This is a genomic window from Paenibacillus xylanilyticus (assembly GCF_013359935.1).
Classification (GTDB): Bacteria; Bacillota; Bacilli; order Paenibacillales; family Paenibacillaceae; genus Paenibacillus; species Paenibacillus xylanilyticus.
This window is the reverse complement of the sequence record NZ_JABMCB010000159.1, coordinates 91612-117898: the sequence shown is the minus strand read 5'-3', so window position 1 is coordinate 117898 and position 26287 is coordinate 91612. Positions and strand designations below refer to the sequence as shown.

The window sequence follows — 26287 nt, the reverse complement described above, 5'->3', positions numbered from 1 at the left end:
TGATCGAAACCTCCTAATTACTTCACTTCGAAATCGAAGTTAATTTCCGCATCTTGAAGCAAAGGATGCTTCTGGTCTTTCTCTGACAAAATCGGATTAGATGTAGGCCAATCAATCCCAAGTGCCGGGTCACTCCATAATATGCCTCGGTCGTTCTCGGGGGAATAGTATTCGTCTACTTTGTACAAGACTTGGGTGTTTGGGACCAACGTACAGAAGCCGTGAGCAAATCCCTTTGGTACCAGTAGCTGACGGTGATTGTGCTCGCTAAGGATGAAACCTTCCCATTTCCCGAAGGTTGGGGATCCTTTACGGATATCTACAATAACATCGTAAATTGCACCAGCAATAACGCGGATTAACTTGGTCTGTGCTTTCGGATTCAACTGATAATGAAGCCCCCGAAGTACACTAGGCTGGGCAGACAATGACTGATTATCTTGAACGAATGTATGCTTAATTCCTTTATCTAATAAAACAGCTTCATTGAAACTCTCAACGAAAAAACCTCTATGATCACCATGAACCACTGGCTCAATCAAGCTTGCACCTTGCAATTTTAAAGGGGTTACTTTCATCTCTATACCCTCCTACAATTTCAACTTGCCGAATTCTTCTCCGAAAGCAATATCTTTAGCCAATTCATTAGCACGTGCTAAAGAAGGATGCGTACCTGCATCCGTCCACCAGCCTTGGAGAATATCAAAAGACAATTGTTCTCTTTCAATATATGCATTGTTAACGTCTGTGATTTCTAATTCTCCTCTATCGGATGGCTTTAATGTTTTTACAATCTCGAATACGGTATGATCAAACATGTAAATTCCAGTTACCGCGTAATTACTCTTAGGAGCTTTAGGTTTCTCTTCGATTGATAGAATACGAGAACCATCAATTTCGGGAACACCAAATCGAGTTGGGTCATGAACTTCTTGGATAAGAATTTTTGCTCCAGCAGATTGAGTTTTGAAGTTCTCAACAAAAGGTGAAATATCATCTTCGAACACGTTGTCTCCTAGAATGACCACCATCTGATCATCTCCGACAAAATGCTCAGCAAGATCCAACGCCTGAGCTATACCACCAGCTTCGTCTTGGACCTTGTATGTAAAACTAACCCCCATGTCACTTCCGCTACCGAGTAAGTTAACCACATCACCCATGTGATCTTTACCTGTTACAATGAGGATGTCTTCAATACCCGACTGTTTGAGTTTATAAACCGAATGAAAGATCATGGGATACTTCCCTACGGGAAGAAGATGTTTATTCGTGACTTTGGTAAGTGGATACAAACGTGAACCTGTTCCACCAGCGAGTATAATTCCTTTCAATTCAAATATACCTCCAACTAATTGTAATAGTTTAATCTAACGCAATAAAAAAAACACCAATCATAATGATCATTGCACCAATCCACTTCATAAGAGACACAGGCTCATTAAAAAATATTAATGCTGCTCCTATGCCAAGCACGTATGCAACACTTTGAATAGGATACGCTACGCTCAGTGGCATTCTCGATAATACTACAAACCATATCAATGTAGCTAGAGCGTACAATACCAAACCGGTAAAAATAGGAAGTGTAAAAATAGCTTTCCATGCATTTGATAAATTCACACCACCAAGTTTCTCTAAACCTAACTTAAATAAAATTTGTCCTCCGCATAACATCAGTATATTTAATGTTAAAAGAATATAGCTTATAAGAGTAGGCGCCTTTTGCATAAAGATTCCCTTTCCGTTATCTATCCTTTTTTCCCTAATCCTTATTACAACTATCATTAATCTGTTTGAGTTCATGTTTCAATATGCCTAGCTCTTGTGATAATTCTTTTATTTTCAGAGTGGCACGTGAAATTTCAACTGTCAAAGAGAACAATATAACTATCATACCAAAAATAGCTAGAAAGAACAGCGCGTTTACAGGCATTTCAATCCCTAAAATATTTGCAACATGAGTAAACATTGTAGGGAATAAAGACAAAATCATCACAAATATCATTATAAAAATCCAGAGCATTGAATACTTTAACTCTAATCTATACCTTCTTAATAAATTCAACAAAATCAAAAAACTGAGTACAGACCCTACGACGAGAATTATTTGCAATTTTAGTGATATCATAATAGTCCCATACCTATACTATCTGCTTGCGCAGGCTATCTATAAGAATTGCAAGAGATACCTTTGCCATATAATACGCAGATTTTATTAATGTTATTGACGATTTACCTTCAAGCCTAGCTTCCATCACGACAGGGATCTCCTTAATGCGTAATCTATTCCGTTTTAGATACATAATAGATTCAGGTTCCGGGTAATCAACCGGATACCTTTTCGCAAATATTTCAATTACCCTCTTATTGCAAGCTCTATATCCCGAAGTGGGATCTGTTATGAGTTGTCCCGTAAGAATACGAAGCAGTCTAGAAAAATAATTAATGCCTACTCTTCTTAAGAATGTTGATTGAAATCCAATTTTAGAAATGTACCTGGACCCAATAATAAGATCTGCTTCATTTTTCACTAAGGGATCTACCAGATCTTTTATATACTCTGGATTATGTTGTCCGTCACCATCAACCTGAATAGCGATATCATAATTGTGCATCTGCGCAAATTTATAGCCTGTTTGCACAGCCCCACCAATTCCAAGATTGCATGGAAGGTTAATAACCTTCACATTGAACTGGTCACAAACTTTTGACGTATTATCAGTAGAGCAATCGTTAATAACTAGAACGTCAACGTTTTTATAATCCAAACATAAAACCTGAAGTAACCTTGCTATATTTTTCTCTTCATTATACGCAGGTATGATCAAAATTACCTTCAAAGTTTATGGCCTCCTACTATCGAATAAATATATATACCGCTCGACGGATCAAAGTATATCTCATTAAAGTTTTTATAATCGATTAGTTGCTTGGAGGACAGTATATATGGCACACCAATTTTTTTCCAAATCATTTGTATTGAGTTCTATGTTGAAAGAATCGGGACTCATTAATTGGAAAGAAATAGGCTCATTTGTAAAACTCACTTTTACATGTGCGTATCGATTATATACATCCGTATACTCGCCAATTACATCCATTTCCCTCCATTGGTTTAGGTCAGGTGAAAAATGAACGCTATTAAAAGTTTTTGCACCTAATGACATACTGACCATTTACAAGACTATCTAATGCGATCCATTTAGCTTGCTCATCCTTCCGGATGATCTCTGTTATCTTTCTAGCAATAGGTCTGTCAAAGATATCACCCGTACCAGAGGATATTGGATTAACCCCAACACCTGATATAAAAATCAGAGCAGCCATACAAACCACAAAAGTTTTTTTTTTCATCCCTATTAGTATTATGAAATTCATAAATATAAAAAAAGTTGGATAAATAAATCCCCCTAAGTAGGACTTAAAATATTAATAGTATCTACTGTATATCAGACCAATTGACATTAAATTTAATACAACCATTAACAATCCAGCTGAATAGTAAACGTAATTTTTAAATCTTTCAGGGAAAATGTATCTAAAACCAAATAAAAGTATTAAATTAAATGGGACTAGTGAGGTTAAAATGTATCTTCCTTGTAGCATGAAATTATGATATTCAGCGAAATAAACAATTTCCACTATATAAAGGAACGCTAAGTTCCCGATCACAAATATCAAGCTGAATAAAACATATTTGTAATTTTCTTTTTTACGAATAATCCCGTAAATCGAACCAATAATTCCAATAACCATTGCTAGTGCAATGATTGTATAGATCAATTTCGGATAAAACTCTGTATCTAGCCAACCGAATTTTGCCCAATACATTTTTACCCAAACATCAAAAAATCTCTCTCTGCCAGCTTCATTAAACATAGCATTTTGGAAATACCATGCTAATCCGTGTGTTGGATCTCCTTCAGGCTGAAAAGCAACCCCACCAGTAAATGATCCATACTGGATATAACTAAAGATCATCCATGGTAAGTACACAAAGAACATCGGAACAGCAACGAATGAAGCTGATTTCAGTGCATATGTCCATCCATATTTTATGATAAAAACTATGAGGGCAATCAATAATATTATACCGCAAACATATACCATATGAGCTTTTATGATTAAACCAAAGCCCGCTAGTATTCCTCCTATGATTAAACTCGTTTTTTTACTTTGCACAGTAACTATGTGCAACAACCAGTATAGAAGAGCAATAGTTGCAACGTCCATCATTATGTCGTTATTAACAGCTGCTCCAACCATAGAGAACATAGGCTGCATCCCCGTCATGATCGCCAGTATAATAGCCAGGAAATTAGACTTAGGTTCAATTCTTTTTCCTATAAAATAAGCTAATGTAACGGCTACCAAACCAAGAATGACTGATAGTATTCTCACAGCATATAACCGGAATAAAATTGATGCTCCATAACCTAACTTATATACTAGAGAAGCGAAAAAATAATATCCAGGTGGATAACCTGCAGCAAGGTTACTTCCTGATGCAGTTCGCATTTCTGGATTGCTATTTTCCGGAGTATATAGCAACTCATAGATATTTGGGTTAGTACTGAATTTAACATCTGAATTAAACGCAATATCGTTCATTTTAACTGCCATAGTAAATAAATTCAGTTCATGAGAGTAAGACTGATCACTTGCTTGAATCGGTACTTTATTTTCTTCTCCCATGTACTGTACGTAAGCAAAATGAACATGCTCATCAGGATTTTGCAGTGGCGGTATAATATATACCCAAACGATTCCTTTTACCAACATAACAAATAAGACGATCCACAGTGACAGATATTTCTTAAACAAGTAAAGTCCTCCTTTGCACCTCCTAAATGTTACACGATTTTTCTAAATGGGACAATGATAAGATGTTAGTATCACATTCAACATTTATTCAAATAAAAAGCTGTCATTTGGACGACTTTTATTTTATTCTTCTAGTGTTGCAATTACCTCATTAACTAACTGAAGCTTTTCTGTATATCCAGCAAGTTGAGATTCGTATTTAACCAAATTCTCTTTTGAAGCATCAACATCAGCCAAGAGAGTCGATTCTCAATTAAAAATGCAGCTTCTGTAATCCTTTTCTCTAAGCGCCCAATCTGCAAGTCCTCAAACATTTCTTTTACGCCCGCATTCATCTAAAGCGGTTCAGCCTTTTTTGAGAAAGAATCCAAGGTTGCAATTTGTTTATTTGCCCAAATACAGCCCGGAACTTAATCCTGTAGAAGGTCTGTGGAAGTGGCTCAAGCAGGATGTCGTGAACAATGTATTTTTCCAGATGTTCTACGTCATCCGCTCTCATGTAACGAAATTTATAAATCACATCAACCGTTATCCTCAAGTCATTATTGATCGGCTTCTACTTCAGGTATAATTTTTTTCAGTTCACACTATATAATAGAAAAGTCCTCTTTCACTCTGCTCAAATTTGGATTGTAATAAGGGTCATTGTCGAGAATATATGCCCATTTCTCTCTCATAAAGTCCATTTCACTCTTGAATCGCCTTTGCTTTTCAGGGGTATCCTCATATCCTCTACTTTTGGATTCATAATGATACAATTGCACTTGTGGTAGCCAAATATTACGATAGCCTTCCTTATAAACCTTCAAGCAAAAATCCACGTCATTAAACGCAACTTGGAGATTTTCCTCAAGTCCACCTACTTCCTGGTAAATCTCCTTTTTAATCATCAAGCAAGCCGCAGTGACGGCCGTATAATTGCTAATCATCTTCAACCGGCTAAAATATCCGTTCTCAGATGCCCTAAAATGTTTATGGCTGTGGCCTGCTACTCCACCAATACCGAGCACAACGCCAGCATGTTGTATCGTATTATCAGGATAGTAAAGACATGCACCTACTGCTCCAATTTCCGGTCTCAATGCCTGACTTGCCATTTCAGTCAGCCAGTTAGGAGTAATCACTTCGACATCATTATTCAGCAGAAGGATTAGTTCTCCACGTGTTTGTTTCACACCAAAATTATTAATTTTAGAATAATTAAAGGGAATGTCATATTCACAGTATCGAAAACGATTTGGTTGTGCCTCAACCCATTTTTTGTAGACTTCAAAGGTATCTAAAGTATCGCTACCGTTGTCCACTACCAGCACTTCATAGTTAGAATAGGTAGTCTTGTTAAAAATAGAATCCAGGCATTTATCTAATACATCAGCTAGATTTTTATTAGGAATTACAATTGATACAAACGGTTCTTTTTCTAATTTATAGTTCACTCGGTAAAGGTTAGGGATTCCTTCAACTCCTTCTACCCACCCGTTAACCTTTCTTCTACTCAATGCATCTTCTAAGGCTTTCATACCAGAGATATGAGTATAGCTTTTGGAAGAACCCTGAAATGCTGTGGACTCAGCAATTGTTCTCCAGTGGTACAAGATTTTGGGAATATGATAAATCTTTTCAGTCAGTTCGCTAACCCTCAATACAAGATCGTAATCCTGACTTCCTTCATACCCTTTTCTAAAGCCACCTACTTGGTCTATCAGACTTTTGCGGTATATACTGAAATGACAGGTGTACATTTGGGATAGCAAAAGATCTGGAGACCAATCCGGCTTGAAATACGGAGAGTGGCGGACACCTTCTTCACTGATTTTATCTTCGTCACTATAGACTATGTCAGCTTCGGGGTGTTGATTAAGAAGCTTAGCATTTTCATACAAGGCATTGATAGTAAGTTCATCATCATGATCTAGCAGACCTATGTATTCCCCTGTCGCTACATCTAGTGCTGAATTTGATGACTCTGATATATGCCCATTTTTATCACGAAAAACCACCTTGATTCGACTGTCTTTTTGCGCGTATTCGTTCAATACCTTTTTGATATGCGGTTTGTCGGAAGCATCATCGGCGATGCAAAGTTCCCAGTTAGGATAAAGTTGGTTTAAAACCGAATCAATACATAGACGGAGCCACTTTTCTTCAACATTATAGACAGGAACAATAATTGATATAAGAGGCTTGTATGCCATTCGCTCGATTTCATCTTTAATTCTTTTGATATCAATAGATGTCAGCGCTTGATTTGCAATCCAGCTTTCATAGCTCCCTGTAGATCCAATGGCATGATGGCCGGTATAGGCTTTAAACTTAGACCAAGTAGCCTTAAGGCCACTTGTCCGCAAAGTTTGAAAACCTTTCTTCAACAGCTGAAGAGTTACTTGATTTGTTAGTCCTTTTTGGTGAATGATTTTCCAGGCAAAACCAAGGACCATTTTAATTCGTGTCGTTTTTTTCAACTGTACATTCGTAAACATGAACTCTGCTTCATCTTCACCCGGATCAATTCTCAAATTTTGAGTTCCCGGAGGAATATAAACCGTAACTTCACGTTTCACAAACCCCTTCGGAATAGAAGAAAAAGTAAGGCTTTCTGACTCAGAAAATCCGTTCCCCTGATCCCAGTACATCTTAAGAGGGATAACGGACTTTGATTCAGATTCCCATTTAATCTTGTTCCAACCTGGAAAATACCTTCCAGTTACCAAGAAAGATGGATCGTTTCCAGTCGAGATCCATTTCTCGTTTTTCATTTCTAAATGTGAAATAGGCTTTAGCCTTGCTCTTGTTTTAATTCCGAGTAATCCTGCTAAAGCAGGTTCAATCCGATTCTTCATCATACTTCTGATGCTCAAAACCAGTCCCCCTAAACCATCATTTCCCAACTAATTTTTTAATCAGTTTAGCTATTCTCCAGAATTTGGAGTTCTCAACATCCTGAAGTTGTTGGTGAGCTTTACTTAATTCTGATTTCAAAGTTTCATATTCACGATTCCGGTCCTCTAATGCCTGCTTAACTTCCATAATCGATTGCTCGATCTGTTGAATTTCCTGCTGATGCAACTGCTCATTTTTTTGCTTGTTTAGTTCAGATTGATGAAGTTGATCGTTAAGATTGCGAATTTCATCCATCCTATTATTGGACTCAAACGATATTTGCTTGTTGTTTTCTTGCAGTCGGCAAACTCCAAGAAACGCCTTCTCAACTTCCAAAATCAGCTTTCGTTCATCTTTTGTTAACGATGTAACGTCAAAACTAATCGAATCAATTGAAACAGGTGTCGAAAAGTTTAATATGAGAAAAGGATCGTCGTTTGAAAATCCATATATACCGTCAAAAGAGTATATATAATTCCCATCCTCGAAGTACTCTTCAACCAGCTCTCCTTGTTGATTTCGAATTGTTATATTATCAAATTTAAATATACCCTTTCGATCAGAAGGGTCAATTCGTATAGACTTAATCGGTTCCACTCTACTATCGTTCCACAAAAACTTATTAATAGGCCTATTTTCGTCTATATCAATTTTAAAGCTTTCTTCCTCATTGAACCCTTTACCGCTATCTGTAAATACTTGAATTTTATCTTGTACACTTTTATCCTGTACTTCTGTCTCAACAGATTTTTTATTAACAAGCATCGTCGCCAAAGAAAAGAATGTTGCCTTAAATCTTTGCAATTCTTCAAGATGTCTTGGCGCCATGTTAATCCGACTTCTCTTTTCAATAAGCTCCGACATTCCACGATCTTTGCTGCAAATATAAATTTTCCGGTAAGACTCTTCAGCATAATCTTCAGCAAAAATATATGCATTGTAAAAGCGATCTAGCTCCATACGATAGTACTGCAACTCTGGAAAACAGGCTGCCACAAAATGAATCTCCATCATACTTTCCCAGATTGGTAGGCTGCCATGAGAAAGAACTCGATAATTCACCCCCAATTTATCCAAAAACATTTCGAGATCCTTTTGTACAGGAAGTCCATTTTCAAAATGTTCAGCCAACCAGCGATAATCTTCTTGAACCAAAGATTTATATACAGCATTCGTTCTGCGTTCTGCTTTACTCACTGATGGAGAAGCAAAAGGAGCCGTAATTACATAAAATTCGCTGCTAACTCGATGTATTTCACTAATAAAGTCATCCCGTTTATCACGTGGAATATGCTCGAATACATCCAAAGCTACAACTATATCAAAATAACCATTTGAAAATTCCATTTGAGTTGCGTCTCCAAGGATGTAATCCGAATGTTTTTGCAGATCGGCCGGCAGTTCGATATCCAAATACTTAATTGAATCTTGAGGAAGAAACTTTTCTAAATTACGGTGTTCGTTAGCGCCTACTTCAAGTATTGTAAATTGTTCGTTTGCTTTTCTCATACTCTCTATTGCATCCGCTACATTTTTATATCGCTGATACTGATCGAACGCTACATTGTCATAATGTTGATCGGATAAAGGACTATTCATTTAACCACGTCCCATTCATGATTGATATAGACCAAACCTTCAGAAAAATACTTATTGGCAATCTTAAATGAAAGTATATTTTCCCGATAATTGAGACAAACGATTCCTTCGTTATTAAAAATCCCTACATCTATGGAATAAGCCCCCCCAAGCAATGGAAGCTTTGGAATAACGTATTTCACTCGATGCTTTCCTCTCTTTGTAGGAATTGAAACCTTCTCAAGGAATGTGTTTGGACCAAAAATATAGTCACGATTTGGAGTATAAATAGCAACACCCAGGAGCAAATCGGGAATTTCAGGCTCGTATACATCATAGTCAATCTCGACTTCGAGCCTTTCATGTGTTCTAAAATTCTCCTTATTTATATGAGCCTCTGTTATATAAGCCAAAATATCCGGATTCTCTGGCAAAACAAGCTCCTCTATCGACTGATTCTCTTGAATATCTAAAGTCACATTTCGCTTTTCAACATGGTCTTCTGTATAGTTTTTCATAAAATCTTCATAGTGATCGACGACTTCACTTGCATCACCAATAGCTTCAACTACCCCATCCTTAATCCAAACCGCTTTATTACAAAACCTCTTTACTTGCTCCACTGCATGCGATACAAAAAGAATAGTTGTCCCTTTTGATTTTAGTTCCTTCATCTTATCGATACATTTTGTTTGAAACCTGATATCTCCTACGGCCAGCGCCTCATCTACAATCAGAATATCTGGATCCACATTAATGGAAACGGCAAAAGCAAGTCTCGCGAACATTCCACTTGAATATACCTTGACCGGTTGATCGATAAAAGTACCAATATCAGCGAACTCAATAATCGCTGCTATTCTCGGCTCCATTTCTCCCCTCGAATATCCCATCATAAGTCCATTCAGATAAATGTTTTCTCTGCCTGTATATTCGGGATTAAAACCGGCGCCAAGCTCAAGTATTGCTGCAATCTTCCCATTAACTTGAATGTTCCCGCTGGTTGGTGATAATACACCTGTAATCATCTTCAATAAGGTCGATTTACCCGATCCATTTTTCCCCAATATGCCAAGTGCATCACCTTTTTCAACCGAAAAGGTGACCCCATTCAGGGCAGAGAAATCATGATGATATTTTTTTTTAGTTATAGATAAAGCTTCTTTCAGTCGATCTGCCGGTTTATCATAAAGCTTATACATTTTAACTAATTGTTGAATTTCAATTATAGGCTCCATCATTTCACTCCTAGAGCACATCAGAAAAGTGTGATTTTAATTTTTTGAACGTGACAACTCCTAGTGTTAATACACTAAAACAGAATAACCAAAAATAAAGCATTTCATAGGGTCTCTCATAGAATATTACATGGTCAATTAATGAATCCCTGAACCCTTGAACAATATAAAACATTGGATTGAGTTTAAAAATAAACGCCCAGAAATCATTCAACATAGTAACAGGCCATCCAATAGGCGTGAACCAAAAACCCATTTGTAAGACAATGCCAATAATTTGATTTAAATCCTTAAAGAATAGAACAAGCGAAGCAGACAGTAATGACATGGAAAAGACTAAAAATATCGTACATATTAAATAGTAGAGTATTTGAACTGTATATACTGTTGGATAATATCCATAAACACCATAGACAATAAAAATAAACAGAATAAAAAATAAATGAACAAAAAGTGCAGAACCTATTTTTACAAAAGGTAACAACTCAATACGAAAAACTACCTTTTTAACTAGATAACTGTACTCGATAAATGCATTAGTCGCACCAGAAAAAGCTTCCGAAAAAAAGAACCATGGAATAATTCCAGCTATAAACCAAAGTATAAAAGGTACCTCTGCTACATCACCACTTCTTAAACCCACTTGAAAAACAAACCAGTAAGTTACGATTGTCAATAATGGAGTAATAAATCCCCATACTACACCAAGATAAGAAGATGCAAATTTTGTTTTAAAATCATTTTTCGCCAGATTGAGCGCTAAATTTCTACTTTGATATATGGGCTTAATCAATTCTAAACTCTTTTTCAAGTGTCGCACTATAAAAGCCGTCAACACGGCTATTAATACACTACCTAATAAATTCCCAACTATATGAAGTGTACTGAATCCCTCAAAAATAGTAGAAGCTATAGGAGTAAAATTAAATGCAATATACGGGTCGCCCCCTATAGATTCAATGTGCAAACTTTGATTTTGATTTTGTGCAATCTTGACTTCATTGGTTTTAATATTTAAATCTTCTGCCTTTACAGGTTGCGTAGATATGGCTTTAGCTTGCACATTACGAATAGATATGTCGGCTTTTTGCGTCCCGAGATCAATCCGAACTTTTAATGTGTTATTTGGAAGTTCATAACTCATTTTTTTCCATTGACCAGGTTTATCATAAATTAAATGTTTGGACTGTGCCTCGTTCCATTCACCACCCTCTGCAACTGTTAGAAAGAATACTTGATAGTCGTCTTCGTTGGGCGCATTTACTTCAAAACTTAAAGAAACCCTTGCCGAATCTTTTTGGTAATTATCAATCAAATGAAATGAACCAACAAAAGCGATAACTGCAACAAATAATAAAACTATTCGTTTAAACAAAGACATTAAAAAGCTCCTTAACATTAGAGTACTCTATCTTTTTTTCATAAATTTATTAATCTATAGCTATTCTACTTTGGCCTATCCCCTTATGTTATGCTAAAATATTGTCGTATCTACAAGAAAAGGAGAATCACACCTTGTCGAATCCAGTATACGGGAAATCTAATAAGACGTCGAGGAAAGCAAATAGCACCTCGACTACGCCACTGCTATGGACATTGACCATAGGACTCATCTTATTTTTACTCTGGTCCTCTTTCCAAGTTGCGTTATTTAATGGGCAATTGCTCCAATACGAGGGCCCCATTTATTGGGCAGTAGTAATTTCAACCCTCCTATTCGTTATTTGGGCAGCTGCCTCTTTCAAGCACATTAAACTAGAAACACAGCAAGATTGGCTTAAAATCGCGGTGATATTACTGCCACTCACCTACGTATTGTCACTCGTAAGTGCAGCATCAAAATATCTGGCAGTTAACATGATCCTTATCCAATGTATTTATGCCATGATCTTTGTAATGACTATGTACCTACTCAAAAACAACAAAACCAATCATATCATACAATCTTCCTTAATAGGAATTGCATATGTAATTGTCGGATTTGGATTGCTAAATTGGTTGGGTGCATTTAGTTTTGCGGGCAAGCTAGTCGGGTGGTTCTCATCTGGTGTCGTGAATGGCGTCTATAATCAAGCCATCTGGAACGATTCAAACGGCCCACGACTTGCATCGGTATTTCAGTATCCTAATACATACGCTGCATTCCTGATGGCATTTCTGTTCATTACCATTTTCAGTATGATCCGTTCCAAAAAAGTGTACACGCAATTACTGCATGGCTTCATGCTTGTGCCAATTATCTTGTCGCTACTGCTCACGCTTTCCCGTACGGGTCTTGTCATGCTCCCAATTGTCTTTATCATCCTGTTATTACTATTGAAACCTGCTAAGCAAATTCTGTGGTTTATCTATTGTGGAATAGCTGCAATTGGGACATTGATTGTGTTGAATCCAATAAATACAGCAGGACTTGAATTGCAACAACAATTCTCCAACTCTCTCGCAGCTAAAGGTTGGATGTATCTAATTGCAGCATCCATAATCGTAGCTATCGTGTGTTGGGTTATCCAGCGTTGGATCGCACCACGACTGGAGATCAGACTTCAATCCTGGTCAGCTCGAAAAGGCTCCAGTTTATGGATTCCACTAGGGTCTGTTATTCTAACAGTCATTGTTGCCGTGCTTCTACTAGGTACGAGTGTGCGGAACATTTTGCCAGACAGTATTAGTACGCGACTTGAAAATATCAATTTCCAACAGCACAGTGTGCTCGAGCGGATTACGTTTTATAAAGATGCTACAAAACTATTTGCAGACTACCCAATCATTGGTGCGGGTGGTGGAGCATGGACCACCTTGTATGAAAAGTATCAGAACAATCCTTATGTCAGTGCCCAAGCACACAACTTCTTCATGCAATACCTCGTTGAGGTTGGAATCGTTGGATTCGTTATCTTTATGGCATTTATACTCTTTGTTTTCTATCAATATGTACGTGCTTATTTAAGAAGGAGGGAGGAAGAACGGGAGTCTCATTTTGTGTACTTCATCCTGTCCATGTCCATTCTGGTACTGAGTATCCTTGATTTCAATATGAGTTATGTCTTTATTGGAATTCTTGTTTTCCTTGGTCTCGGCGGTATGGCAGCTGCGATGGACCCTAAGCCGATGCGTCAATTGAAGCTTAGTGACTCTACAGCACGTGGAATCTACAGTGCGATTGCCGGATTAGCTGTAATTATCCTGCTCATTATATCTGTTCGCTTCCTGCAAGCTAACCATTACGCTTACGAGGCAAAAGAGGTAGCTCAAACTAGTCAGGACTTCCAGGAGATCAAAGCGCCACTCGATAAAGATCTGTCGATTCGCAGCACACATACAGATTCGTTGCTAATGCTTTCCTCCCTTTATCAACAGGGCTATCAGCAAACCCAGGACGATCAGTTCTATACAGCTTCTGTACAATTGCTCCAAAGCGGTCTCAAAGCAGAGCCATTTAATAAGAGCATGGTTAAGCAACTCATGAATCTATACGAACTGAAGGGCGATAGTGACCAAGCTTACGCTCTTCAAAAAGAGTATGCTACCAACTACATCTGGGATATGGATTGGTACGAGACGCTGATCAGCCGTTCGTTCGATCTTGGGTATCAGGCACTTGGACAAGGCGATACAGCTAAGAAGGAATCCTACTTCACTTCGGGTTTGGATGCTTACCAACATGTTGTTGATGGAGTAGAACATCTGAAAACTCTACCTGAAGGCCAGCTTCAAGGGAACCCATTCGAGCTCACCCCGACAATGATCCTGAACGCTGGTAAAATGAAATATATGTCAAACGATTCCGCCGGAGCTGCTACTGTTCTTAAGGGTGGAATTGCAGAGGATCTGTCGGATGCTACCAACCGTGAAATTGCTCGTTGGTACCTTGCTGCTCTGACTAAGGATGGACAACAGGATCAAGCGGTATATGATAAGTTGATTGCTGTTGCACCTAACGAAGCAGACGAGATTAAACAGATTGCTGAACTGAACTTCTAATTGATAAAGTGCAACTAAAGGTCCTATTAATATTAATTTCACATCAAAAAAGGTTTGCCCTATCAAGGGCAACCTTTTTTTTGATCTATTCCATAGAAAATTCACTAGTTTGACGCCACGATCTTCTTTAAATAGTCTAGCAGATCAGCCCTAAGATCCTGGCGCTGAAGGGCATAATGAATCGTCGTTTCAATAAAGCCTAGCTTCTCCCCGACGTCATGACGCAGGCCGTCAAAATGATAGGCAAGAATCTGCCGCTGGTCGTTCAGACGGGATAAGGCATCCGTTAACTGAATCTCTCCTCCGACACCGGCAGACTGCTGACCAAGAATATCAAAAATATCTGGAGTAAGAATATAACGTCCCATGATGGCAAGATTCGAAGGCGCGTCTTCCGTCTTTGGTTTCTCGATTAAACGACTTGCACGAAATACACGATCATCCGTTTGAGAAACTAGCTCTCCGTCCACAATTCCGTAACGAGATACTTCGCTCCAATCGACCGGTTGTACCCCAACGATCGGGGATTGCAGCTCGTCATAGACTTCGATCATTTGCCCCAGACAAGGATCTTCCGATTCCACAATGTCATCCCCGAGAAGGACAGCAAACGGTTCGTTACCAATGAACTTACGGGCGCACCATATAGCGTGGCCAAGGCCCTTGGGTTCCTTTTGACGGATATAATGAATATCTGCCATCTCGGAGGGTTTGCGGACTTCATTGAGCAAATCCCACTTCTGTTTACCTGCCAGATTCTGCTCCAGTTCGAATGAATAGTCGAAGTGATCCTCGATGGCCCGCTTCCCTTTACCTGTAACGATAATGATATCTTCAATACCTGAAGCCACCGCTTCTTCGATAATGTACTGAATAGTCGGCTTGTCAACGATGGGCAGCATTTCCTTCGGCATGGCCTTGGTTGCAGGCAGAAACCGGGTACCCAGCCCGGCAGCCGGAATGATTGCTTTGCGGATACGCAGCTAAACCCACTCCTTTGCTAGATAGAATCATATTTTAATATATTTAATGATTAGAAGCTCCAATAGATTGGACTTCATTATACCATCAACAGCTCCCGAATATCCTGCTCAGATAAGGTCGTTGATCCCCCATCTCCCGGTTCGATCACTTCCGCAATCAGATCCTTCTTCCGCTGCTGCAGTTCCAGTATCTTCTCTTCGATCGTGCCTTCCGTAATCAAACGGATAACCTGGACCACTTGCTTCTGCCCCATCCGATGGGCGCGTCCAATCGCTTGTTCCTCAACCGCAGGGTTCCACCACAGATCATATAATATTACGGTATCTGCACCCGTTAAGTTCAGCCCGGTACCACCAGCTTTCATCGAGATCAGGAACAGCTCGCCTTCCCCCTCGTTGAATCTGCGGCACCTGTCGACACGGCTCTGAGACGGTGTCTGGCCATCCAGATAAAACAGATTCCTTCCCTTCGCGGCCAGCGTCTGCCGAATCAGGTTGAGCATACTTGCAAATTGGGAGAAGATCAGAATCCGTTTGCCTGCAGCGAGACAATCCTGGACCGTCTCCAGCAGCTGCTCCATCTTGCCGGAGTCTCCCTGATAGCCTTCCACAAAGAGGGCAGGGTGACAGCACAGCTGGCGTAAGCGGGTGATGCCGGCGAGTATTTTGATCCGATTCTTCTGGAAACCGTTCTCCTCCATATCCTTGGAGGTCTCATCCTGAAGCTGTGAGAGATAGGCGGCATACAGTTTCTTCTGTTCCACAGTTAGCTCGGAACGCTGCACCGTCTCAATACGATCCGGCAGCTCTTCCAGCACGTCCTTCTTCAGGCGGCGGAGAATGAACGGACGGACCATCCGGGCAATGCGTTCAGGAGGCAGATCGCGGAATCTGCGATAGCTTGGGAACAAGCCCGGAAATACCGCTTCGAAGATGGACCACAGCTCATCCAGCGAGTTCTCAACAGGCGTTCCTGTAAGCGCAAAACGGCGAGGCGCTTGGATCTGTTTAACCGCCTGGGCCGTCTGTGAGGAGGCATTCTTGATAGCCTGAGCCTCGTCCAGAATAAGCGTGTGAAACGTTCTGCCCAGATAGGTGTCCAGATCCCGACGCAGCAGCGGATAGGATGTTACAATTACATCCGCCTGATCCATGCCTGCCAACATGGTGGCTCGTTCTTCTTTTTGTCCTGCAGCGATAAGAACGCGTAAATGCGGGGCAAAACGCGCAAACTCATTGGCCCAGTTATAGGTCAACGATGCGGGCGCAACCACAAGCACGGGAGGATGGGCTGCCTGGCTTCGGATGGTTAATCCATCCTGTAATGTTCCCGATGCATCATAATTTCCACCTAACCCCACCACAGACGTCTCATTCCATGGCAATCCGGTTACAGGATCAATCCCTGGATGAGCAGCCTCTGAAGCGCCCTCTCCAAATATTCGGTTCTTCCCATGACGATCTGGTCCCCCAACATCTCCGTTTAAAACTGGCTTTTCTTTCAGCTCTGCCGTAATATAGGCGATACTTTGCAATGTTTTGCCGAGTCCCATATCATCGGCCAGAATACCGCCAAAACGATAAAAGGCGAGTGTACGCAGCCACTGATATCCACTGGTCTGATAATCCCGCAGCACGGGAGCGAGCGCATTCGGCAGTGCAAAATCCATCCGCTCGGGATCACGAAGATCATCCAAGAAGCGCTTGAGGGAACCGCCCCATTTCACATGTCCGGAAACCTCATCTCGGCCTGGAAGCTGCAGCGCTCGAACAGCCGGCAGCCGAATATGGCTGCCTTTGATATCGCCAGCTCCCAGTCCCAGCGAATCCGCCATGTGGGCAAAGCTGTCTGCTCCTTCATTTTCAAGCGAGAGAAAGACACCGCTGCGCAAGCGGAAATAAGGTTTCTTTTCCACAATGCTGCGCATGATTTCCTGAAGTTCCTGCTCGTTCACGCCTTCGATTTCAAATGAAATCTCCAGCCAGTCCAATCCTTTCCCCAGATCTGCCCGAACTTTGGGAGGTGTCGGATAGGATTGCATCATGGCCTTCACCGCATTTGGCACATAGATGTCCACCTGATGCTCCAATTCAGGCACCAAATGATACATCACATCATAGATCGCGTCTTCACGTTCACTCGCCCACACGCTGCCTTCACGTTCCAGGAAGGATCGATCAAGTCGGTCAATCAGATTCCGCTCGGCATGGCGGTCACGCACCAAAATAACCTTTTTCTCTTCCTCATCGATCAAATACTCAGCCAGCGGGTTAATGACCATCACACCATAATCAAACTCCAGACGCGCAGTGATTCGCTCCCGGTAAAAATCAATATAGAGCTTCGGCGCGAGCTCCGGCTCTGCAATTCGTTCTCTCACCTGGGCGTCGATCGATAGATGTCCAAGCGTACGCAGTTCCGGTACCACATGCTGTACAAACTCATCGACTTGCTGAGACGAAATATCGATGCTTTCCTTGATCCCATACGAGGTGAGCGCTCTGCTCAAATCCTCCAGACTTCGCATCTGCGTCGGCTCCAACATGTGCAGTTGCCCTTCCACCACGGCAGCATCATAGGCAGGTAGAAGAATCAGCTCACGTAAACCAGAGATCTCGAGCTGGTATCCTTCGTTCGCCCCCTGAGCAATCCGGTAAAACAGAGGCAGCGCACCCTCTCCCAACGTGAGCGGTCCGTTTGCGAGTCCCGTACCTTCCATCCGGCTATCGGCATGAAGCAGCAATTCCAGCAGCGGTTTCCACACTAGCGGAGCAATCAATATATCCCGGCCATCCGAAGCGCCCAAATAACCGGAGATCGATTCACGATACGCTTCCTCACTCTGTCTCATTCGAATCAGCATGGACAGAATCGCCTGATCCTGAGGGCTGAAATAATGCATCGAAGGGTCATAGAAAAATAATTTGGTAAACGACATCGGCTCGCCCTTCTCGACGCAGTTCAGGAATTGCTTCACCTTTTGCACCACGTACAGCCGCTTGCTTCCGACCTTGAGTTCCAGCGCGAGCTTGGCTCCCCCTTTATGAACCTGTACAAGCTTGCATATAAACTGAACCTGCAGCTCTTCCCGCAGCGAGGAGCGGGTTACGGGCGCTGTATATTTGCGTTCACTCGCATGCAGAGGGCTGCGTTCCTTGGCAAACATGGACAGAATCTGGTCAGCTGTACGATATGAAGGTTTGTCTGCCGAGCGTCCCCAGCCAGGGGCAGAACTTGGACGACCTGCCTGAGCAAAATGGGGAATCGGTTGCTGATCCGCATCAGCACGGGGATTAAACTCGGAAGCCAAGGATACATCCTTTTGTGCAAAAGCGTGCGAAGACGTACTCGTGTTAGACTCCGTATACGGTTTTGAATTTGATATTTCGTGCCTCTCCGGGCTGTCATTCCTAGCCGAGTCTATGATTGAAGAAGAGTTCGGACGCTCCCAATCTTTCTCTTCCACCAGCGTACCTACTCTGGAGTTGGAGCCTATACCAGAGCTAGGAGAATTTCCTGAGGAAGGTTTGGATGATGTCTGAGATCTACCCGCAGCGTTAAGCTCCTGCTGCTCACCCCATTCGTGAATCGCCAGCAGAACTGCAGCGACATGTTTGCAATAGTCATAATAACGGCCGTCACCTGGACAACTGCATTCCGCTGCAATCTCCCCTTTCTCGTCCAAATCCACCTTCACCTGATATCGCTCCGTACCACGCACCAGTGCTTCATAATGACGCTGATCATCACTGACAACCAGATTGGTCACCCTGCCGGATTGGTTATAGGCTTCCCCTCGTTTGAATGCCGTGACCCCGCACAGCAATTTGATATCCATCATGGTGAATGGCGCCACGTGTTTCGCCTCCTTATGCGTTCTGACGGTTAAGAGTAACTCTCAATCCACCTGTCCCTTTTACAGAAAAAACCCCAAGAGCTCCGTAACGCAGAGTTTGGGGTTGCTTCATGCCTTGTTGCTAGTTGCTTGCTTTTATGCTTGCCGTCCTAATCGTTGTAACCTACGATCCGTTTATTTCACCAATTGACCACGCGTAACGCCCAGTTGGTTGGTTGCTTTCAATGTTTTCCACACTTGTGTACCGCTGATCTCGCCGCGAAGTGCACGGTTGTACAGGTCAATAACTTCCATAACCTGCTCCGGTGTCTCTTCCAGGAACTCCACACGGTAACGGGATACACCCAGGTCCATAAAGTTGGTCAGATACTCGGCACCCGACTGTTCCACTGCGTTATAAACGGTATTGCGGCAGCCTTCATCCACACGTACCGGGTGGGACATGCCAATCCGGTCCTGCAGGGAAGCACGCTGTTCTTCACAAGGGCGTCCACAGTTCGTATAGTCCGTTCCTTCACTCATAAACGTACAGTATACGCAGTGCTCCGTATGGAACATCGGCAGATGCTGATGAATAACCACTTCAGTCTGGCTTGTACGGGAATTACCCAGCAGATCGACCATTTGTTGAATGTTCAGGTCATAGGATGGTGTGATCCAGTCACATCCTGCTTCCAGGAACAGTTCAACAGCCTTATGGTTGGCGATGTTCAATGAGAAGTCACCAATCAGTTCCGGATGAACCGCATCCGGGTTCTCCATCCGGTGGCGCAGGTAGAAGTACAGCGCACCTGTATTACGTACCAGCACAGCGTCCGGCTTCAGACGCAGGATGTTGTTGTGGTATCCGTTCTCGCCAGGCATATGAATGCGCGGCGTTGCCAAGGCAATCTTGCGGCCAGCAGCGTGTACGGCTTCCACGGCTGCCGGGAACTGCTTGATAAATTCGAAGTCGGCGTAGATCATGCCGACACCTGCTTCCAGCGCTGCCTCTACTTGAGGCAGGCTGCGGCAGAGCGCGGTCAGCTCCGCTTGACCGCGAGTCACTGGCGATGCCGGTTTAACCGCATCGCCGTAAACCTCTACCGCCCGTTTCACGTAGACGGGCGGTTTAGGGCGCTCGCCCGCGAGCTGTTCCACCGCCTGACGGCGAATGTTATTCAGCTCGCGCATCGGGATGATGACGTCACCGTGCAGGTTGACGTCCAGTTCCTCCAGCTGGAACACCGTTCCGCCCAGACGTCCGAATTGCTCCTCGAGCAATTCATAAGTCATCGGACGCTTCTGGGCAATATCCAGTTCCATCTCGGAATCGATCCGGACGGTCGTGCCTTTCTGCACGTCTGTCCACCAAGTGCTAAGCGGCTGCCCTGGGCTGCCGATCACTTTTACTTTTACCGGGAATACACGGTACGGTTTCTCGGTTTCAAAGCTTTGACGCAGACGTTTGTCCAGCGCAGGGTCATTCGTTTTCCATACTTTGTCGCCAACCTTCACGCGGCGCAGGTCCACGTCACTGCGGCCTGGCACGATGTCCACGATCCAGCCTTCACCAGCCTCGCCTTCGATTTTCACGCCTTTGCGACGCACATCATATACGCGTCCGCCTTCTTCCTTCTGCGTTGGGTCTCCGGCGTCGAATACAATGCCGTCTCCACGTTTAACAGGTGCATCCAGCTTGAGGACCACGCCATCACGCAGGACTTGATCCACGCGACCAAGGTAGACACCACGGCTTTTCGGGAACGTACCGTCAACCAGCTGTTTGTTGTTTGTACCGTCCAGGAAACCATGTGTGAATCCTCGGGAGAAGCTTTGCTGCAACTCACGAATTTCTTCCTTGCTTGGTGGCGTATTGTCGCCGTCGAAGTAACGGTCGATCGCTTTGCGATATTTGCTGACCACGTTCGCCACGTATTCAGGCGTTTTGAGACGTCCTTCGATTTTGAAAGAAGTTACGCCTGCCTCGATCAGTTCCGGCATCAGGTCAATTGCAGCCAGATCCTTCGGAGACAGCAGATATGCAACGTCACCCATCGGCTTATGCTCTCCGTCGATCATCAAGTCATATGGCAAACGGCAAGCCTGTGCACATTCCCCACGGTTCGCAGAACGTCCACCCCACATCTCGGAGGTCAGACATTGTCCCGAATACGACACACACAGCGCACCATGCACGAAAACTTCCATCGGAAGCTTCGCCTGTTCCCCAATCTTCTGAATCTGCTTCAGATTGTTCTCCCGTCCAAGAACGACACGCTCCATATTAAATGGCTTCGTAAATTCAACCGCTTCCGGTGATGTAATCGTCATTTGAGTGGAACCGTGAATCGGGAAATCCGGTGAGATCTCGCGAATCAGTTTGACCAAGCCCAAATCCTGTACAATCACGGCGTCCACGCCTGCATCGACACATGCGTCAATCAGTTCCTTCGCATCCGTCAATTCATTTTCAAAAATCAATATATTAAAGGTCAAAAACCCTTTTACGCCATAACTGTGCAAAAACGCCATAATCTCCGGCAGCTCTTCCATGCGGAAATTGTTCGCGCGTGCCCGTGCATTAAACTTTTCGACTCCGAAGAAAATCGCATCCGCGCCATTGGCTACCGCCGAACGCATACAATCCCAGTCACCTGCGGGTGCCAGAAGCTCGACGTCTTCTCTTCGTAATGTTGCTGTTTTCATGTAGATCCTCCCCATAACCGGCCGTAGCCGGATTTCATCCCTGTATCCTCATACGCTTAGCTTGTACCTTCATTCTGTACGTCTTCATTGTCACTGTATCGCTATATCTATACATTATGTCTGTATTGCCTGATTCCCAAGCCTACAGTCATCTTTATTTATCAGATCAGCAGTCATAACTCCTGAACTAATATATTGTACCACTTCTGCACTCACTCTTCTACGCTTTCCTGAAAAAACCGTTTACCATTTTCATTTCCACCTCTTGACTTATAATTTTACACTCTACCACTCCGATTGCAGTACCATCTTCCGATCGCTGTTATCCCCGGATTTTTTTGATTCCCTTTACGAAAGGGGAAAATCCCGTGATAAAGGCGAACGCTCCGCTTCTTCAGATTGGTTCTGCACTCTTCGTTCTGTGTAATATTGGATTCATTTTGAAATAGAAAAACCGGAAGGTCTTTGACCTTCCGGCATCAACTTCTTTATTTCGTAAAAGTAAATGAATTCACCGCTTTTTCCAGCGCTGCAGTCTGAACATCGGTTTTATTGGCATCATTCAGCCCCGTCGTAATCGTATACGTCGTTCCATTCTGTTCAAAAACAATTTGCTGCCCGGTATACGGCACACCATTGTCCAGTTCATGATACGTAAAGGAAAACGCTGGCACGCCTGCAATGGTCATCTCTCCACTGTTCAGCAGCTTGAAGTTTTTCCGCGTTTTCGCAGCTTCCTCATAGGCCTCTCTCAGTTGACTGACGGTCATTTCAACCGATTGCTCTTCAGTCACGTTGATGGAGAATTGTCCACCTGTGAACGTATAAACGACCGGAGAATACTCAAATCTGTCATTATACGCCGTCCAGTAGCGCGGAATATCCACACTGTACTGGTACCGTTTGGACGTGCGTGTTACCGTCTTCGTTTTATCCGTCAAATACGGATCTTCATCCAGCTGACCGAAGTTATCAGATACCGTATCAAAATCAATCACAACGCTCTTCATGATCCGCTCAAACCATTCCCGATCCTGAGTCTGCTCTTCAGGGAATGTGTACTCCGCGTAATAGCGATAACCGTTTTTCTGCAAAAGAACATCGAACTCCGTCTGCCATCCATCACCGAAGTTATACCGGAACTCATTCACCTCCGCCGTTTCGCCAGAAACATCTATGGTATACGAACGAATCGGTTCATAACTTTCGGGTGTGAACGTTTCCCGCATCCATTTGTCCAGTTGGCCGCTCCAGTCTTTTACGGTAGCCCCAGTTGGCGCTGAGGTCACGCGTAATTGCAGAAACGCTCCATCTTTGGACTCATAAGTCATCTGTGTATTATCCATGGACCAGCCAGCTGGGACATTCAGTTCGATGCCGTAGTCGTCATTCCATCCGGAACGCATGCCATTATCTACGGTGGATAGATCCTTAATGGTCCGATCCGACTGAACATAAGTAGGCTGGAATGAGTTGAGGAGCGCGGCACGTTTGTTCAGATCCTTGTAGTTCAGTGCATCATAATCCGCCAGGTAAACGTCATATTGACGCCCATCATTAATGTACTGCCGCATCTCCCATAACATGCCATCCACATCTTTTACTACAATCCGAGCATAAGGCGTCTTGCCTTTGGAAACCGATTCCCGGTCCAGCACCGTATCTCCCGACTGCTTCGCCTCCTGAACCAACTGCTGCAGCATGTCGTCCGAATCCAGCGCCACATCCTGATCACTGACGTACACTTCGAGATAATAGCTGCTGTCCGCGGAGCCAAAAGTCATCATGCGTTCCTGCTCACCCGTCTGTAAGACCATCAGATCTGCCGGGTAATTAATGGACCAGCCGTAATAACTGTTGCCGATTCTTGTTTTGCCTGCATCGAGGTTAATACCGTCCTCATCCTCATCCACGGAATCATCGGTCTGCAATAACCGGATGACTACTTCCCCCGAACTGCTTGGAGCGATTGTTGCTCCAATGCCCGCAGCTACCGCACGAAGTGGAACCATCAGCACCCCATTCACCATTTTGGGAGCAGTGCCCATCTCTTTTTTGACTCCGTCCACCCAGCCAATGGAACTGCCAATGGTTAAGGTAACGGTATGGGGACCTTCCTTGATTTTGACGACATCATTTTTCTCCAGCCGAATTTCGCTGCCAAACGCCTTTTTGAACACACCCACGGGTACCATCGTCACGCCCTTGACCTTATACGGTTTGGCGATAGCCTGCTTGCTGCCGTTAATGTAGGCACTTGAGCTTCCCGCTTGAATCCGCAGTTCACTCGTTGTATACTCGGCTGCCCATACAGGCATAACAGCACCGATGGTCAGCATCCCGGTCAACACCCCTGTGCTGAGCACACGTAAAAATGACTTCTTCATTCCGTTTATTCGTCCTCTCTGATTCCGGGTCGCTCACCGGGCTTTATTGTTCTTCCTCTACCGGAAACAGCTCATCTTCCACGTCCTGAATATCCGCGCGATCCGCAAGTACCAAAGTACGTGTGACGATATCTCCGTTGGTCTGCATCAACAGCTTCACCTTTTGCCCTGGGGTATACTTCTTGAGTAGTTCATTAATATCTACTACGGAAGAAACACGCGTGCCCGCTACGCTGTATAAGACGTCCCCATCCTTAATCTTGGCTTTCTTCGCTTCATTGGACAGTACGCCCGTGACCGTTAATGGATCGTCCGTAGGCAGACCCACAATCGCAGACCAGCTCTCTTCCAGCTGCAGACCGAGACTTGCGCGTTTGATTTTGCCGTATTCAAAAAACTGATTGATGATATATTGAACGGTATCCACAGGAATCGAGAATCCCATATTCTCCACACCCACCGCTGAAAATTTCATTGAATTAATGCCGACGACCTCCCCCTTGAGGTTAACCAGAGGTCCCCCGCTGTTCCCCGGATTAATGGCTGTGTCTGTCTGAATCAAGCGATAGGTTGCTTCAACCCCGCGGTTCAGACCACTAATGACACCTACCGTTGCCGAATTTCGCAGAGAAAAGGAAATGGGTGTTCCAATAGCGATAACCGTCTCACCGACCGAGGTCTGGGAAGCTTTGGCGAATGTCGCCGGTTTGAGCGATTTGGCATTAATTTTGATCAGAGCCAGATCACTCAGAGGATCACTATATGTTTTTGTAATTTTATATGTATTGCCATCGGTCGTCACGACAACGGCATTGCTTAATCCATCCACCACATGTGCGTTGGTCACGATCCAGCCATTGGAGCGTATAATGACGCCTGTGCCATGAGCCAAGTTATAACGGTCCGTTGTGATTCCTTCTTGTCCCTCGTCCGCTTTGCCGATGATGCCAACTACGGATGGCGACACCTTCTCAATCACTTTAGGAACAGCTTCATTGCCCTTGTACTGATAGGTTCCGGTTTTGGCATCATATTTTCCGTCTCCACCAATGGCCTTAACCAAGTCAGCAGCACTAACATACACTTGTCCATCGACTACTTTTGCTTTCATGCCAGCTGTCGACTCCGCCGCTCCAGCCGTAGCCACAGCACTCAACGAGAGTACAGCAGCCATGCACATCGCCATGCACTTTTTCCCCAACGATCTCATCTTTTCACCTAACCCTCTCCATATATCCTCCGTTATGCAACCATCCTACCATCCAAATCTATGGATTTCATTCTCTATCATCTGCTATATCGGTATCCTCCAATTTAACATACATATTCTTCCTGTACAAATGTTTTCAGTCCTACTTTTACTTGTACAATGTTTGCTTCGCACGTTGCCCACCAACACAAAAAACACCCTCCGCTATTTCTCTGGAAAGTGTTTTGTCTGTTCCCTTTGCTATTTTCAAACGCCTTAGAAGGATCTCCCTAACTGAACCAGTTCTTAATCATCGCATAATCCGTCATAAGAAAGACAAGCAAACTAACCACTGCAAATCCGATTGCAAACAGATTTTTCTTCGGTGCTCGAAGCAGGCGAACCACGCCAATAAAAATAATGATCGTAAATAAGAGGACAAAAATATCAAATGCATTAAAATTGGATGTACTCGCCGTGGCAGCTTCCGCAAACAGCATGGATAGACAGACCTCCTCACCATAGTTGAACAGCTAACGTATACCCTAATATCTTCCTCTATGTTATCTGTACCCCGCTAGTAATGCAAGCCCTATCATCCAGAAAAATGAAAAAAATCCAGTTCGGACTTTGATCCCTGTAAACACTTTCAATCACATCACCATAATGCTCACTACGG

Annotated in this window: 18 protein-coding genes and 1 pseudogene; 2 read left to right on the top strand and 17 right to left on the bottom strand. The window is 43.2% G+C overall.

From position 1 onward, the window contains the following. Window positions 1–17: 17 nt before the first annotated feature. The 7 genes from rfbC to HP552_RS06420 form a co-directional block, all read right to left on the bottom strand. Window positions 18–578, bottom strand: a complete 561-nt coding sequence (gene rfbC / locus HP552_RS06445) for a dTDP-4-dehydrorhamnose 3,5-epimerase (RefSeq protein ID WP_175394740.1) — start codon at window positions 576–578, stop codon at window positions 18–20. A 12-nt stretch (window positions 579–590) separates the two neighbouring features. After that, window positions 591–1334: a sugar phosphate nucleotidyltransferase gene (locus HP552_RS06440; RefSeq protein WP_110758733.1), complete on the bottom strand. Its 744-nt coding sequence runs from the start codon at window positions 1332–1334 to the stop codon at window positions 591–593. 31 nt (window positions 1335–1365) lie between these two features. After that, window positions 1366–1731 carry an EamA family transporter gene (locus HP552_RS06435; protein ID WP_110758839.1) on the bottom strand — a complete coding sequence of 122 codons (366 nt, stop codon included), beginning with the start codon at window positions 1729–1731 and terminating at the stop codon, window positions 1366–1368. A gap of 34 nt (window positions 1732–1765) precedes the next feature. Next, the gene (locus HP552_RS06430; RefSeq protein WP_175394739.1) at window positions 1766–2131 is read right to left on the bottom strand and encodes a DUF2304 domain-containing protein; all 366 of its coding nucleotides are present in this window, start codon (window positions 2129–2131) and stop codon (window positions 1766–1768) included. 13 nt (window positions 2132–2144) lie between these two features. Beyond that, window positions 2145–2843 carry a glycosyltransferase family 2 protein gene (locus tag HP552_RS06425; protein WP_175394738.1) on the bottom strand — a complete coding sequence of 233 codons (699 nt, stop codon included), beginning with the start codon at window positions 2841–2843 and terminating at the stop codon, window positions 2145–2147. A gap of 72 nt (window positions 2844–2915) precedes the next feature. Next, window positions 2916–3170: a DUF7654 domain-containing protein gene (locus HP552_RS35915; protein WP_446686453.1), complete on the bottom strand. Its 255-nt coding sequence runs from the start codon at window positions 3168–3170 to the stop codon at window positions 2916–2918. Between the two features lie 262 nt (window positions 3171–3432). Continuing rightward, entirely contained in the window at window positions 3433–4827 is a 1395-nt protein-coding gene (locus HP552_RS06420; RefSeq protein WP_246310779.1) for a DUF2142 domain-containing protein, read from the bottom strand. A 340-nt stretch (window positions 4828–5167) separates the two neighbouring features. On the opposite strand from HP552_RS06420, the pseudogene HP552_RS06415 reads away from it, so the two are divergent. After that, window positions 5168–5398, top strand: a pseudogene (locus tag HP552_RS06415) (transposase); the annotation flags it as partial. A gap of 16 nt (window positions 5399–5414) precedes the next feature. On the opposite strand, the gene HP552_RS06410 reads toward HP552_RS06415, so the two are convergent. From HP552_RS06410 to HP552_RS06395, 4 genes are read right to left on the bottom strand one after another with little or no spacing between them, the layout of a single operon-like run. Then, on the bottom strand, window positions 5415–7685 hold the full coding sequence (locus tag HP552_RS06410) for a glycosyltransferase family 2 protein (RefSeq protein WP_246310777.1): 2271 nt from the start codon (window positions 7683–7685) through the stop codon (window positions 5415–5417). A 19-nt stretch (window positions 7686–7704) separates the two neighbouring features. Next, a complete protein-coding gene (locus HP552_RS06405; RefSeq protein WP_175394737.1) occupies window positions 7705–9306 on the bottom strand; it encodes a class I SAM-dependent methyltransferase in 1602 nt (533 codons plus the stop codon). Continuing rightward, window positions 9303–10526 carry an ABC transporter ATP-binding protein gene (locus tag HP552_RS06400; RefSeq protein WP_175394736.1) on the bottom strand — a complete coding sequence of 408 codons (1224 nt, stop codon included), beginning with the start codon at window positions 10524–10526 and terminating at the stop codon, window positions 9303–9305. Before HP552_RS06400 ends, HP552_RS06405 begins: the two co-directional genes overlap by 4 nt. Window positions 10527–10533: 7 nt before the next feature. Then, entirely contained in the window at window positions 10534–11904 is a 1371-nt protein-coding gene (locus tag HP552_RS06395) for an ABC transporter permease (protein ID WP_175394735.1), read from the bottom strand. A gap of 134 nt (window positions 11905–12038) precedes the next feature. On the opposite strand from HP552_RS06395, the gene HP552_RS06390 reads away from it, so the two are divergent. Further along, entirely contained in the window at window positions 12039–14504 is a 2466-nt protein-coding gene (locus HP552_RS06390; protein WP_175394734.1) for an O-antigen ligase family protein, read from the top strand. A gap of 104 nt (window positions 14505–14608) precedes the next feature. Here HP552_RS06390 and galU read toward each other — a convergent pair whose 3' ends face one another. The 6 genes from galU to HP552_RS06360 form a co-directional block, all read right to left on the bottom strand. Beyond that, on the bottom strand, window positions 14609–15487 hold the full coding sequence (gene galU, locus HP552_RS06385; RefSeq protein ID WP_175394753.1) for a UTP--glucose-1-phosphate uridylyltransferase GalU: 879 nt from the start codon (window positions 15485–15487) through the stop codon (window positions 14609–14611). A gap of 77 nt (window positions 15488–15564) precedes the next feature. Continuing rightward, entirely contained in the window at window positions 15565–19344 is a 3780-nt protein-coding gene (locus tag HP552_RS06380; protein WP_175394733.1) for a DEAD/DEAH box helicase, read from the bottom strand. 174 nt (window positions 19345–19518) lie between these two features. After that, window positions 19519–22032: a U32 family peptidase gene (locus HP552_RS06375; protein WP_175394732.1), complete on the bottom strand. Its 2514-nt coding sequence runs from the start codon at window positions 22030–22032 to the stop codon at window positions 19519–19521. A gap of 488 nt (window positions 22033–22520) precedes the next feature. Next, complete coding sequence (locus HP552_RS06370; protein ID WP_175394731.1) at window positions 22521–24419, bottom strand: stalk domain-containing protein; 1899 nt, start codon at window positions 24417–24419, stop codon at window positions 22521–22523. 43 nt (window positions 24420–24462) lie between these two features. After that, a complete protein-coding gene (locus HP552_RS06365) occupies window positions 24463–25629 on the bottom strand; it encodes a S1C family serine protease (RefSeq protein ID WP_175394730.1) in 1167 nt (388 codons plus the stop codon). A 269-nt stretch (window positions 25630–25898) separates the two neighbouring features. Next, window positions 25899–26108 (bottom strand): DUF2759 family protein, encoded by a 210-nt coding sequence (locus HP552_RS06360; RefSeq protein ID WP_175394729.1) that lies wholly within the window; start codon window positions 26106–26108, stop codon window positions 25899–25901. Window positions 26109–26287 lie beyond the last annotated feature (179 nt).